The following is a 12,619-nucleotide window of genomic DNA, read 5'->3' on the forward strand; positions in this document are numbered from 1 at the left end:
GACGGGCGCGGGGAAACGGGGATCGCGGGCCCGCGGTCCGAACCGATGCAGCCCGGGACGAACGGCGCGACGGACGGCGGCCGGCCCGAGACCGATCGAGCCCGGGGCACACAGCGCCGCAGCCGCGGCCGGCACGGCGACGCCCTCGGAGGTGCGCGATGAGTATGGTGCTGCTGCGCGAAGTTCCAGTCGACAGCCCGATCCATCGGCTGTGGGCCGGGACCAAGATGATCGTCGCCTTCTTCATCAGTGTGCTGCTGATGTTGCAGCCCGCGTGGCCGGTCCTGGGCGTGGTGGTCGCCTTCCTGATCGCGATCGGCCTGATCGCCCGGCTGCCGCTGGGCACGCTGCCGCGGCTGCCGTGGTGGTTCTGGGCACTGATCGTGCTCGGCGGGCTGATCACCATCCCGACCGGTGGTGCCGCCGTACTGCGGTATGTCCAGGTCACGCTGTTCGGGCTGGTGTTGCTGACCACCTCGTTCCTGATCGCCTGGACGACCCCGATGAGCGAGATCGCTCCCGCCCTGGCCAAACTCGGTGCGCCGCTGCGAGTTCTGCGGATTCCGGTGGACGAATGGGCGGTCGTCGTGGCGCTGACCCTGCGCGGACTGCCACTGCTGATGGACGAGATCCGGGTGTTGCGCGCCGCCCGCCGGCTGCGTCCGAAGGACGGGTCGATGGCGCGCGGCGCCGCGAATCCGCTCGTGGACATTCTCACCGCGGCCATGGCCGTCGCCACCCGTCGCGCCGGGGAGTTGGGCGAGGCCATCACGGCACGCGGCGGGACAGGTGAATTGACCGCGCATCCGGCCGGACCCCGCCGGGCCGACTACCTCGCTCTCGTCCTGTCGGTGGTGGTGTGCGGCGGCGCGGCGGCGATCGGCGTGTTTCTGTAACTCGCCGAAGCAAATTTTCAGCGATCTCATGTCGAAACGGGCAAACTTATTCCACTTTGCGAAACCCGAAGTCAGGGGATCGAATTCACCCCATTTTGTGACCGAGTGAAGGTACGGTTACCTCAGTGAGTTAGCCGGACCGCGGCTCCACGCGCAGGGGTTGAGATACGTCGGGGGTATTGGGTTCTCAGCGCGCGTCGTTTTCGGCTACCGAATTTCTTCCTGATGGAGATTGGAACCGGAATGTTTCTGCGCAAGTTCGCCGCTCTTGCCCTTCCGGCAGTAGTGGCCGTCGCCCTCGGGGCAGGTACCGTCCATGCCGATACCGGCGCACCCACGGTGCGCTACGAAACCCATCTGACGGGCAATACCGTCGAAACCACTCTCGACGGCGGCTTTTTCCGCGTCGACGCCGACGGACGCACCGTCGACGTCACCGACGCCGACGGCCGCGCGCTCGTCACACTGCCGCTGTCCTTGCGGCAGGACGGTGTGGAATACCCCCTGCCCCACCAGGTGCGCGACGACGCCCGGGTCCTGGAATTGACCGTGGTGAAGGACGCCGCGGCGGCGCGGCCCGCGCCGGTGACCCCGGTGGCCTCGCCGCTGGAGAATCAGAGCGCGATGAACGCGTTCGCAACCCAATTCGGGCTCGGAACCGCGATCGGCAGCTTCATCGGTACCGCCATCGGCGGAGTGATCGGCTTGGTCGTCGGCGCCGCGGCAGGCGGTATCGGGGCGATTCCGGGATTCATCACGGGTGCCACCGCGGGCGCGATCATCGGCTCGCTGGTGGTCGGCGGACCCACGCTGGTCGTGGCCGCCATCGATCTCATCAGCACGCTGAGCGCTCCGGCGGGCACCACGAAGTGGTACACCGCCACCACGAACTGACTCGCCCAACCGAACATCCCGAAGGGTCCGGCGCCCACACCTCGTGGCGCCGGGCCGTCGGGCCGCGGCACGAGAACGGGTCGCCCGCGCGAGTAGCCGGCCCGTTCGGGAGGCCGAAACCGGTTGTGACGGAACTACTTCTCGTCCGGCACCCACGCCGGATGCCACAGCCGCCCGGACTCGGTCCAGTTCATATACCGCACCGTGCCGGGAATTTTCGGCGTCGCCCAGACGGCATCCTTGCGTTCGTCGGCGGTCAGCTCGTTGGCGAAGGGACTGGTCTTGCGGCGGAGGGGCCGCAGGCGCGCGGTCAGCCCCGACATCTCGCGGTCGCTGAAGCCGGTACCCACCCGGCCGATGTAATACAGCTCGCCGTCGTAGCGGACGCCGACCAGCAGGGAGGCGAATTCTCGTGCGGCACTGCGACGCCAGCCACCGATGATCACCTCCTGGGTGCGCCAGTTGCGGGTCTTGATCCACGATTGGCCGCGCTTGCCGGGCAGATAAACCGAATCCTTGCGTTTGGCGACGACTCCCTCGAGCCGATGCTCACGGCTGTATTCCAGGGCGTCCGCACCGGAACCCTCCAGGCGCGGCGGGACGAGCAGCGAGGGCACGCCCTCGGCCAGCGCCTCCAGCACCTGCCGCCGATCCGCGTAGCGCTTACGCAGCAGCGAGGTGCCGTCCAGATACAGCACGTCGAAGGCGACCAGTTCCGCATGGGCCGGATCCGCCTGCAACAGGGCCAGATTCGACGAACCCTCGGCATCGAAGACGACCGCCTCCCCGTCGAGCACGATCCGATGCCCCCGCAGTTGCCGCCCCAGCTCGGCGATGCGCGGATAGCGGTCGGTGACGATATTGCCCGCCCGGCTGCGGATCACCACGTTGCCGTCGTCGATTTCCGTGATGACCCGGAACCCGTCCCATTTGGTCTCGAAGACCCAGTCCCGGGCGCCGAGTTTCGCCACTTCCCCGGAGGTCGCCAGCATCGGCGACAGACCGCGCGGGAACTCGGCTCCGCCCGACCGCGTCTCGGTCCGGCTCGTGGTGCGCGCTGCGACATCGTGTTCGGCGACGCCGTTTTCGGCCGCGCCGGAGCCGCCGCTACGTCCGGCAACCTCTTGCGGGTCGCCTCGGTGACCGTCGGCCGAATCCCCTTGCTCCGCCTCCTCTTCCGGCTCGGCGACCTGCGATTTCATCAGGTGCATCAACCACTGCTCGCCGTCGGTGCGGATGAAGGCGTAGCGGCCGTCGAGACGCTCGCCGTGAAACTGGACGATCACCTCGTCCGCACGCCACTTCTCGGTGTCGTAGGTGCCGGTGTCCCAGATCGTCATCTGCCCGGCACCGTATTCACCGCGCGGGATGGTGCCGTGGAAATGGAGGTATTCCAGCGGATGGTCCTCGGTGTGCACGGCCAGCCGGTTCTGTGACGGCGAGGTCGGCGGCCCCTTCGGCACCGCCCACGACACCAGCACACCGTCGCGTTCGAGTCGCACATCCCAGTGCAGTCGCCGAGCGTGATGCTCCTGCACCACGAAGCGATCACCCGCACCGGGATCGGGCGGCCCGGGCGGAACCGGTTCCGGCGTGCGGTCGGGGTCGCGCATGGACCGGTAGGTCTGCAGCGGATCCGCCGCGCCGGCGCCCAGGGGCGGATCCAAACCCGCCAGCAGATCCCCGTCGGAACGCCAGCGTTCGAGTACCTCGTCGAAGCGCAACTGCCGCAGGCGCTTTCGGTCGGCGATCTCGTCCCAGCTGCGCGGCGCCGCGACCGTCGGCTGCTCACGCCCGCGCAGCGAATACGGCGCGATGGTCGTCTTCGCCGGGTTGTTCTGGCTCCAGTCCAGGAAGATCTTGCCCGGCCGCACGGCCTTCGCCATCGCCGCCGTGACCAGCGCCGGATGCAGCTTCTCCAGCCCGGTCGCCAACTGTTTCGCGACCGTCGAGGCGCCGCCGGGACTCAGTACCCGGTCCAGCGGCACATAGATGTGAATACCCTTGCTGCCGCTGGTCACCGGATAGGCATCGAGACCGGCGTCGCGGACGGTATCGCGAATCCACAACGCCACCGTCGCGCAATCGGCCAGGTCCACCCCCGGCCCGGGATCGAGATCGAAGACGATGCGGGTGGCCGGACCGCGCGATCCGTCGACGAAACGCCATTGCGGCACATGGATTTCCAGCGACGCCTGCTGTCCGAGCCACGCCAGCCCGGCCACCGAGTCGATGACCGGATAGTTCACCCGGCGATCGGAATGATCCATCGGCCGGCGCTGAATCCATTTCGGCGCGTGCGAGGCCAGATTCTTTTCGAAGAACGAGGATTCGCTCACCCCGTTGGGCCAGCGCTTACGCGTCACCGGACGGTCGGCGATATGCGGCAGCAGAGCCGGTGCGATGGCGGTGTAGTAGTCGATCACCTCACCCTTGGTGGTACCCGTCGCCGGATACAGCACCTTGTCGAGGTTGGTCAGACCGACCTCGATGCCCCCGAACTCGCGGCGCGCCGCCATAGTCGCAGTGTAAAGCGAAAACGGGCCCCGCCGGAGGAGTGAACCTCCGGCCGGTGCCCGTCGTCGATCGGCGAGTGAGCCCGCTGGTGCCGGGCATCCCGCCTCGTGCTCAGCCCTCCGGCGGCTGCGGCGCCTGCGGCGGGGTGGCGGGCGGAGTCTGCGGGGGCGCGGCGGGCGGCTCGGGAGCCGGCGGCGGGGTCTTGCCGCCCTGCTGGGGGATGTTCTTCTTGATGGCCTCGGTGCCCTTGTCGATGTGATCGGAGTACTTGCCACCGGTCTTCTCTTTGACGAAGCCACCGGCCTTGTCGACAGCGCCGTGGACCTTCTCCGCGTTCTGCGAGGCCACGTCGCGGCCCTTACCCACCAACCCCTTGAGCGTATCCATCAAACTCATGAAGCCCACTCCTTCACTCGTCGACTGCGTTTCTAGCGCACATCCTCCCACCAGGAGACCTGCGGTGATACCGCATTGGTATCGATCCGCCCGCCGGGAAGCGGCACCGCTACCCGGGTACCCGCTGCACGCGCCGCCGCAACAAGTCTGTGGACCGGCTCGGACCAGCCGTGGAAAGCCAGGTTGAACGTGGCCCAGTGAATCGGCACCAACATGCCGTATTCGGCCTCCCCGACACACACGTCGGCGTGGGCGCGCACCGCCTCCTCGGGGTTCATGTGCACATCGGGCCAATGCACGTCGTAGGCACCGATCGGCAGCAGCGTGAGATCGAACGGACCGTGCGTCGCGCCGATTTCGGCGAACGCCTTCGTGTACCCGCTGTCACCGCCGAAGTAGGCCCGCCGCCGCGGCCCCGCGAACACCCACGACGCCCAGAGCGTGGTGTTGCGGGTGAGGCCGCGCCCGGAGAAGTGCCGCGCCTCGGTGCAGGTCACGGTGAGCTCACCCAGTCCGGGGCGGGTGATGGAAGTGGACGTATTCCAATCCAATTCGATGATGCGGGCCTCCGGCACCTGCCATTTGCGCAGATGGGCGCCGATCCCGATCGGCACCACGAACGGGGCGTCCTGACCGGCCACCAGCGCGCGCACGGTCTCGCGATCCAGGTGGTCGTAGTGATCGTGCGAGATGACCACCGCGTCCAGCGCCGGCAGCGAGGACAGCGGTGCCGGGACCGGATGCAGCCGGGCCGGCCCGATCAGCGGCGACGGCGAGACCCGCTCGCTCCAGACCGGATCGGTGAGGATGCGGTAGCCGTCGACCTCGATCAGGGCGGTGGCGTGGCCGAACCAGGTCACGGCCAGATCTGCCGCCAGCTCCGGATGTTCGGTGCTCGCCAGCGGGATTTCCGCCGGTGGCCGCCCCACATCGCGCCGGGTCAGCGCCGACAGCAGCAGGGATGCGCCGGATCCGGGCGTGATCTGACTGCTGGGTTCGGTGTTGTGGAACTGCCGGTCGCGGTAGCTCGCCGACCGCGTCGCCAGCGGTGCGATGGCGGCCGCGGAAGCCCCCATTTCGGCGGGAATCCGCCATGCCGCGCGGGCCACCCAGCGCAATCCGACCAGCCCGGCCGCGGCCAGGGCCGCTCTGCGGGCGGCCGCGACGATCTCGGTGCCGGCCATCAGCGCCCCACGAACTTCGCCGCGCGCTTCTGTTCCCGCGCCAGCCGCGCCTCCTCGGCGTCGGCGCTGCGCCAGGCGGCCTCCAAGGCGGCGCGCTGCTCGGGGGTGTCCTCGCCGCGGGTGCCGTCGTCGTTGAACACCAGCTTGAGGTGGCGCAGTGAGAGCGGGGCGAGCTGGGCGATCGACTTGGCCCACTCCTGCGCGTCGGCCAGCGTGCCGAGGCGGTTGGCGAAGCCGAAAGTGTATGCGTCGGAAGCGGATACGCTCTCGGCGCCCATCAGCACGGTCCGCGCCGGGCCGCCACCGATCAGCGAGACCAGGCGGCGCACCGTCCAGCGATCCACCGAGATGCCCAGCTTCGCGGCCGGAATGGCGATATAGGAATCCGGACTCATCACCCGCAGGTCGGAGGCCAGCGCCAGCTGCACCCCGGCTCCGAGCGCGCCGCCGTTGATGGCGGAGATCACCGGCACCGGGACCGTTTCGATGGTGTGCAACAGAGCGAGCAGTCCGTCGAGGAAATCCGACGAGTAGACGCCGGACAAATCGGCTCCGGCGCTGAAAATCGGCCCCTGACCGGTCAGCACGATCACCCGCGCGTCGGCCGCCGCGGTCGTGACGGCCTCGCGCAACGCTGCCACCAACTCGTTGTTGAGGGCGTTGCGCCGCTGCGGGCGCTGTAATTCGATGGTGACCACGTCACCATCCCGGCTCACTGCGAGCATCTGACCTCTCCCCATTCGCGCGGTTTCTCTTCCGGGGGCACACCTCACCGCACCCGCCGGTCGGTATCGACTCCACTGTATGCGGCGGACAGTTACCGCAGCGCACCCGACGCGTACTGTGACGGCGGTGACCGCACCCGATTTCGAGATTGTGGTGATCGGCGCCGGCCAGGCCGGACTGTCGGTCGGCTATCACCTGCGGCGGCTCGGATTGACACCGGGAACCGACTTCCTCATCGTCGACCACTCCCCCGGTCCCGGCGGGGCATGGCAATTCCGCTGGCCCTCACTGACTTTGAGCACCGTGAATCGGGTGCACGACCTGCCGGGGATGTCGTTCACCGAAACTCTGCCGCCCGGCTCGGATTCCGTACCAGCCGCGACCGCGGTGCCGCACTATTTCGAGCTGTACGAGAAGCGTTTCGACCTCCGTGTTCGCCGGCCGGTGTCGGTACGGGTGGTATGTGATCGGGCAACCACCGCAACATGTCCGGGGACGTTGGTGGACGGGCTGTTGCACGTCGAGACCGTGGTCGGCGAAAACCTCTCGGCCGCAGAGGTTTCCGTCGTCGCACCGCCCGAGTTACCGGGTGCCGGCGACCGGCCCCTCCGGGTCCGCGGAGTGATCAATGCGACCGGCACCTGGGAAAAACCGTTCATTCCGTACTATCCGGGCGCCGAAACCTTCGCCGGACGGCAATTGCACGCTCATGACTACCGCAGCGCGGCGGAGTTCGCCGGTCAGCACGTCGTGGTGGTCGGCGCGGGAATTTCCGCGGTCCAACTGCTGGACGAGATTTCCCAGGTCACCGGCACGACGTGGGTGTCGCGGACGGAGCCGCGCTGGCGGGAGGGGCCGTTCGGTCCCGACGAGGGCCGCCGGGCGGTCGCGATGGTCGAGGACCGGGTGCGTCGCGGCTTACCGCCGCGATCGGTGGTGTCGGTAACCGGGCTGCCGGTCGACGACCGGATTCGCGCCGCCCGTGCGCGCGGCGCGCTGACCTGGCATCCGATGTTCGCCCGCATCGAACCGGACGGCGTGCGCTGGCCCGACGGCAGCTCTCAGGCCGCCGACGTGATCCTCTGGGCCACCGGCTTCCGGAGCGCGCTCGACCACCTGGCGCCGCTGCGGCTGCGCGGACCCGGCGGCGGCATCGCGATGGCGGGCCGGCTCGCTACCCAGGTAGCCGCCGACCCGCGCATCCATTTGATCGGTTACGGGCCGTCGGCCAGCACCATCGGCGCGAATCGGGCAGGGCGCGCCGCAGCGGTCGAGCTCACGAGCTACCTGGGTCTGCGATAGGGGCCCGGCAACGCGTCAGTCGAGCCCCATCGCGAACGTGTCGGGATCGGGGCCGACGCGGCTGCCGGTGTCGAGCGCATTGAGGGTGGTCATCTGCTCGACGTCGAGTTCGAAAGTGAACACATCGAAGTTCTCCCGGATGCGCTCGGGATTCACCGACTTCGGAATGACGATATTGCCCAGCTGCAGGTGCCACCGGATCAGAACCTGGGCGGGCGTGCGGCCGACCTGTTCGGCGACCGCGCCCACGGTGGGATCCTTAAGTTCCGCGCCCTGGCCGAGCGGACTCCACGCCTCGGTGGCGATGCCGTGCTCGGCGTGGAAGGCACGCAGCGTGTTCTGCGCGAGCGCCGGATGCAGCTCCACCTGGTTCACCGCCGGCACCTCACCGGTCTCCCCGATCACTCGTCGCAGGTGTTCCGGCTGGAAATTGGAGACACCGATCGAGCCGATGCGGCCCTGCGTCTTCAGCGACTGGAAGGCACGGAACGTGTCCACGTAACGATCCGCGCTCGCGACCGGCCAGTGGATGAGATACAGATCGAGATACTCGAACCCCAGCCGCTCCATACTCGCGTCGAACGCGCGCAGGGTCGAGTCGTACCCCTGGTCGGCATTCCACAGCTTGGTGGTGATGAAGACCTCGTCGCGCGCCAGCCCCGATTCGGCGATCGCCCGCCCCACCTCGGCCTCGTTCCCGTAGGCCGCCGCGGTGTCGATGCTGCGATACCCCGCCTCGAGCGCGGCGGTCACCGTGTCGAAGGTCTGTCCCTCCGGCACCTGGAAAACCCCGAAGCCCAGCCTCGGAATCAGATGGCCGTCGTTGAGAATCACCGACGGTACTGTGCTGCTCTCGCTGCGAAAGGTCACCGTTCCGACCGTAGAAGCGGTTTGCCGAGCCGTCAACGACGCGCACCTGCGTGTTCGGATCCTGTGCGCCTACCAGGCGGAACCTCGGACCTCAGCGCTCGGTTGCCCGTCCGAGGTGGAGGTCGATCTCGAACGCGACGCGCACTCGCAACCGATCGTGGTGGATGCCGGTGTGCGCGTACTGCGGTCGCGTTCCTCGGAATCGGGGGGACGGGTGGACCCGCACGACGAGGCGGCCGGAGCACGGAACCGCACACTCACCCGGGAACGCCCAGCCGACGGTAGCGGCGGCGGCGAAGGGCGCGCAGATCGGCTGTCGGTCGGGTCCGGAGGCTCGCCAGTTCCTCGGCGACGGCGGCGACCATGCGGCGGGAGAAGTCGATCGGTTCGTGGGCGGCGTCGGGGCACTCCGGGACGATGCGGTCGACGACGCCGTCGGTGCGCAGGTCGGCCGCGCCGACTCGTTGGGCGGCGGCCAGTTCCGGCGCATGGTCCGTATCGCGGAAGACGATGGCGCTGGCGCCTTCCGGCGGGAGTGGCGCCAGCCAGGCGTGCGTCGCGGCGAGGACACGGTCGGCAGGCAGCAGGGCCAATGCCCCTCCGCCGGTGCCCTGGCCCAGCAGTATCGACACGGTCGGCGTGTCCAGGGTGACCAAATCCGCTAGGCAGCGGGCGATTTCGGGTGCGAGGCCACGCTCCTCGGCCTCCTGGGACAGCGCGGCGCCCGCGGTATCGATGACCAGGACCAGCGGGAGGCGGAGTTCGGCGGCCAGGTGCATACTGCGGCGGGCCTCGCGCAATGCGGCCGGGCCCATGGTGTTCTCGCCGGTCTGGCCGGCCCGGTCGTGGCCGAAGATCACGCACGGTTCGCCGCGCAGCCGGGCCAGGGCGTGCACGACGGTGCGGTCGGATTCGCCTTGGCCGGTGCCGCTCAACGGCACCCGATCGGTCGACTGCCGCAACAGCTCCCGGATGCCGGGACGCCGCAGGTCGCGGGAGATCAGCACCGACTCCCAGGCCGACGAAGTGGTTCGGTCGGCGTCCGGTGAATCAGCGGTATCGGCCGAACCTCCGGCAATGCCGCCGTCGCCGGGCGGCACCACCGGCAAATCCCGCGTTGACGAAGCAATGGATAGCGAATCAGGCTGTCCCGCAACCGGAGTCGTCACATTCAACACCCGGTGCGCGATCCGGCGGAAGAACCGGACCGGCACGACCCCGTCGATGACCCCGTTGCGATACAGATTCTCGGCGGTCTGCACGCCTTCCGGAAACGGCCGGTCGTACAGGGCCTCGTAGACCCGGGGTCCCAGGAATCCGATCAGTGCCCCGGGTTCGGCGAAGGTCATGTGCCCCAGCGAACCCCAGGACGCGAATACGCCGCCCATCGTGGGATTGCGCAGATACACCAGATAGGGGTGGCCGGCCGATTTGTGGGCGGCCACCGCGCCGGCGATCTTCACCATCTGCACGAAGGCGACCGTGCCCTCCTGCATCCGCGTTCCGCCGGAGGTGGGCGAGGCGAGCAGGGGCAGCCCCAGCTCGGTGGCGCGTTCGACGGCGGTGACGATGCGCTCGGCGGCCGCCACGCCGATCGATCCGGCCAGAAAGCCGAATTCACACGCGATCACCGCGACGCGCCGCCCGCGCAACCGTCCCTCACCGGTCAGCACCGATTCGTCGGTGCCGCTGCGTTCGCCCGCGGCGGTCAGTTCCGCGCGATACGCCGGCGACGTGGCGACCTCGATCGGTTCTCGATCCCAGCTGCGATACGAACCGGGATCGAGCACACCGTCGAAAAACTCACGCGCCGAGATCTTCACGCTCCGAGCGTAACCGCGCCGGACCGGGCGATCGGCGGTCGTGGTGCCGCCGCGCGCCGACGCGGCCGCGTCGTGCGGCCGGTCGTCGGCGTATCAGTAACCCTGAACCACTTTGCGCAGCGCGTACTCGGTGACCGAGACCAGCGCCTGCTTCACCGGCTCGCGGCGGCGCGCGTCGATCGACATGATCGGCACGTCCGCCGGGACGGCCAGCGCCTGGCGGATGTCCTCCAGGGGGTACCGCGGTGCGTCGTCGAACTCGTTGATGGCCACCAGGAACGGCAGCCCACGAGCCTCGAAGTAGTCGACGGCGGCGAAGGAATCCTCCAGCCGTCTGGTGTCGATCAGCACTACCGCCCCGATGGCGCCGCGAATCAGGTCGTCCCACATGAACCAGAAGCGGTACTGGCCGGGTGTGCCGAACAGATAAAGCACCAAATCGTCGGCGAGGCTGATCCTGCCGAAGTCCATGGCCACCGTGGTGGTGGCCTTCGTCGGCACGGCGGTCAGGCTGTCAACGCCCACACTGGCGTTGGTCACCAAGGCCTCGGTGCGCAGCGGAACGATCTCCGATACAGCACCGACCAAGGTCGTCTTACCCACACCGAAGCCACCGGCCACCACGATCTTCGCGGAGGTCGGCTTGGCGTTGCGGGTATCGACCTGGGCCGTCGAATCAAATACGCCGGAGTCCACTGAGAACCCTTTCGATCAGCTCGCGACGTTCATCGTCGCTCGAATCGTCTTTCAAAGTCGCCGAAACTCGAACATGTCCCGCCTCGATGAGGTCGGCGACGAGCACTCGAGCCACCCCGATCGGAATACCCAGTCGGGCAGCCAGTTCCGCGACAGATGGCGATTCTCTGCACAACTCCACGATTGACGTCTCGATGTTGGTCAGTTCGAACTGCCGCTCCAGGGCGACCGGATGCGATGCGACGAGCGCCTCCAATGCCAACTCCACCGTCGGCCGCGTACGACCGGCGGTCAGCGAGTACGGACGGACGAGGCTGGGCTCGGCGCTCCCCACGTGCTGGTTGTCTATGTCCATCCCACCATCAGGAACCCATCGTGACGCGAGGTGTGGCCTGGACTGTCTGGCCCACCCGCTCGACCAGCAGAGCCATCTCGTAGCCCACCTGGCCGATATCGCAGGACGTGTTCGTCAGCACGGCCAGATAGGACCCGTCACCGACTGCCATGAGCAGTAGGTAACCGTGTTCCATCTCGACCACGGACTGCAGTACCGTGCCGCCTTCGAACAGGTTCGAAACGCCGACAGAGAGGCTGGCCAAACCTGCGGTCACGGCGGACAGCTGTTCGGCTCGGTCGACGGGCAATTGAGCGCTCGCGGCCATCAACAGGCCGTCCGCCGAAACCAGCACGGCATGAGCGACGCCCGGGACCTCGTTGGCGAAGTTCGAAACCAGCCAATCCAGCTGACGGTTCGTACCACCTAGATCGGGGTTCATCGGTCTCCTTTATCTCCGGTTAGGTTCATTGCTCCCATTGCGCGGCCATCCCGGACGCCCTGCTGGTGACGACTCAGACTTGACCTGATCGACTCTGGGTCGCGGCTCGGCGCCCGGTCGGCGCGCCCGATGACACCACCGGGTACCAGCCGATTGCCGGGATCACGCTGCGGCAATCCGGCTGCCGTCCGCTTCTCCGACGAGGTTTCCACCGCTCGTCGGGCAGCCTGCCAACCTTCGTCACCTGGGGATTCGAAGGAGGCGGCGACTTGGGACCGGTCCGGGTTGGGGTCCGCGAGCCACGCCGACATCATCTCGGCGAAGATCGGACTTCCCCCTTCCGACGGACCGGGGTCGGCTGCGGGTTGCAGCCGGGTCTGGAAGAACGATGCCGTCTTCTGCGGATTCGACCGGTAGCTGTGGCGGCCGCGTTCGCGACCTTCACCGGATTCCGCATTCGCGTCCGCGGCGGAGCTGTCCCGCTGCGGCGCATGACGTCCGGGCAGGCTCAGGCCCGGGGTGGGTTCCGGCCGCGGCGG

The 12,619-nt window shown here is 68.2% G+C and carries 12 protein-coding genes and 1 pseudogene; 3 read left to right on the forward strand and 10 right to left on the reverse strand.

The annotated features are described in order from the left end of the window. Window positions 1-158 precede the first annotated feature (158 nt). Window positions 159-896, forward strand: a complete 738-nt coding sequence (locus tag NN2_RS34450) for an energy-coupling factor transporter transmembrane component T family protein (RefSeq protein WP_030513304.1) — start codon at window positions 159-161, stop codon at window positions 894-896. Between the two features lie 225 nt (window positions 897-1,121). After that, the gene (locus NN2_RS34455; RefSeq protein WP_227463040.1) at window positions 1,122-1,790 is read left to right on the forward strand and encodes a DUF8020 domain-containing protein; all 669 of its coding nucleotides are present in this window, start codon (window positions 1,122-1,124) and stop codon (window positions 1,788-1,790) included. A 134-nt stretch (window positions 1,791-1,924) separates the two neighbouring features. Here the strand turns inward: NN2_RS34455 and NN2_RS34460 are convergent, their stop codons facing one another. From NN2_RS34460 to NN2_RS34475, 4 genes are all read right to left on the reverse strand, one after another. Further along, window positions 1,925-4,309 carry an ATP-dependent DNA ligase gene (locus tag NN2_RS34460; RefSeq protein WP_063019349.1) on the reverse strand — a complete coding sequence of 795 codons (2,385 nt, stop codon included), beginning with the start codon at window positions 4,307-4,309 and terminating at the stop codon, window positions 1,925-1,927. A 109-nt stretch (window positions 4,310-4,418) separates the two neighbouring features. Further along, window positions 4,419-4,703 carry an antitoxin gene (locus NN2_RS35865; protein ID WP_030513301.1) on the reverse strand — a complete coding sequence of 95 codons (285 nt, stop codon included), beginning with the start codon at window positions 4,701-4,703 and terminating at the stop codon, window positions 4,419-4,421. A 32-nt stretch (window positions 4,704-4,735) separates the two neighbouring features. Then, window positions 4,736-5,887 carry an MBL fold metallo-hydrolase gene (locus NN2_RS34470; RefSeq protein ID WP_063019351.1) on the reverse strand — a complete coding sequence of 384 codons (1,152 nt, stop codon included), beginning with the start codon at window positions 5,885-5,887 and terminating at the stop codon, window positions 4,736-4,738. Continuing rightward, the gene (locus NN2_RS34475) at window positions 5,887-6,612 is read right to left on the reverse strand and encodes an enoyl-CoA hydratase (RefSeq protein ID WP_063019353.1); all 726 of its coding nucleotides are present in this window, start codon (window positions 6,610-6,612) and stop codon (window positions 5,887-5,889) included. The genes NN2_RS34470 and NN2_RS34475 overlap by 1 nt, the downstream gene beginning before the upstream one ends. A 79-nt stretch (window positions 6,613-6,691) precedes the next feature. On the opposite strand from NN2_RS34475, the gene NN2_RS34480 reads away from it, so the two are divergent. Beyond that, window positions 6,692-7,915 (forward strand): NAD(P)-binding domain-containing protein, encoded by a 1,224-nt coding sequence (locus NN2_RS34480; protein WP_063019355.1) that lies wholly within the window; start codon window positions 6,692-6,694, stop codon window positions 7,913-7,915. Between the two features lie 15 nt (window positions 7,916-7,930). Here NN2_RS34480 and NN2_RS34485 read toward each other — a convergent pair whose 3' ends face one another. The 6 genes and pseudogenes from NN2_RS34485 to NN2_RS38280 all read right to left on the reverse strand — a co-directional run. Next, window positions 7,931-8,785, reverse strand: a complete 855-nt coding sequence (locus NN2_RS34485) for an aldo/keto reductase (protein ID WP_030513297.1) — start codon at window positions 8,783-8,785, stop codon at window positions 7,931-7,933. A gap of 257 nt (window positions 8,786-9,042) precedes the next feature. Then, window positions 9,043-10,608, reverse strand: a complete 1,566-nt coding sequence (locus NN2_RS34490; RefSeq protein WP_063019357.1) for a carboxyl transferase domain-containing protein — start codon at window positions 10,606-10,608, stop codon at window positions 9,043-9,045. A 93-nt stretch (window positions 10,609-10,701) separates the two neighbouring features. Then, entirely contained in the window at window positions 10,702-11,304 is a 603-nt protein-coding gene (locus NN2_RS34495) for a GTP-binding protein (protein WP_174553921.1), read from the reverse strand. After that, window positions 11,285-11,659: a DUF742 domain-containing protein gene (locus tag NN2_RS34500; RefSeq protein WP_025347064.1), complete on the reverse strand. Its 375-nt coding sequence runs from the start codon at window positions 11,657-11,659 to the stop codon at window positions 11,285-11,287. Before NN2_RS34500 ends, NN2_RS34495 begins: the two co-directional genes overlap by 20 nt. Window positions 11,660-11,666: 7 nt before the next feature. After that, on the reverse strand, window positions 11,667-12,080 hold the full coding sequence (locus tag NN2_RS34505) for a roadblock/LC7 domain-containing protein (protein ID WP_011207200.1): 414 nt from the start codon (window positions 12,078-12,080) through the stop codon (window positions 11,667-11,669). Then, window positions 12,077-12,619 (reverse strand): annotated as a pseudogene (locus tag NN2_RS38280) (sensor histidine kinase); the annotation flags it as partial. The pseudogene NN2_RS38280 and the gene NN2_RS34505, both read right to left, overlap by 4 nt.

Source organism: Nocardia nova NBRC 15556, from assembly GCF_001613005.1.
Classification (GTDB): Bacteria; Actinomycetota; Actinomycetes; order Mycobacteriales; family Mycobacteriaceae; genus Nocardia; species Nocardia nova.

Excerpts from the sequence above, each read along its gene's own strand:
- NN2_RS34450 (WP_030513304.1), top strand. The coding sequence starts at position 159 with ATGAGTATGGTGCTGCTGCGCGAAGTTCCAGTCGACAGCCCGATCCAT.
- NN2_RS34455 (WP_227463040.1), top strand. The coding sequence starts at position 1,122 with ATGGAGATTGGAACCGGAATGTTTCTGCGCAAGTTCGCCGCTCTTGCC.
- NN2_RS34460 (WP_063019349.1), bottom strand. The coding sequence starts at position 4,309 with ATGGCGGCGCGCCGCGAGTTCGGGGGCATCGAGGTCGGTCTGACCAAC.
- NN2_RS35865 (WP_030513301.1), bottom strand. The coding sequence starts at position 4,703 with ATGAGTTTGATGGATACGCTCAAGGGGTTGGTGGGTAAGGGCCGCGAC.
- NN2_RS34470 (WP_063019351.1), bottom strand. The coding sequence starts at position 5,887 with ATGGCCGGCACCGAGATCGTCGCGGCCGCCCGCAGAGCGGCCCTGGCC.
- NN2_RS34475 (WP_063019353.1), bottom strand. The coding sequence starts at position 6,612 with ATGCTCGCAGTGAGCCGGGATGGTGACGTGGTCACCATCGAATTACAG.
- NN2_RS34480 (WP_063019355.1), top strand. The coding sequence starts at position 6,692 with ATGCGGCGGACAGTTACCGCAGCGCACCCGACGCGTACTGTGACGGCG.
- NN2_RS34500 (WP_025347064.1), bottom strand. The coding sequence starts at position 11,659 with ATGGACATAGACAACCAGCACGTGGGGAGCGCCGAGCCCAGCCTCGTC.
- NN2_RS34505 (WP_011207200.1), bottom strand. The coding sequence starts at position 12,080 with ATGAACCCCGATCTAGGTGGTACGAACCGTCAGCTGGATTGGCTGGTT.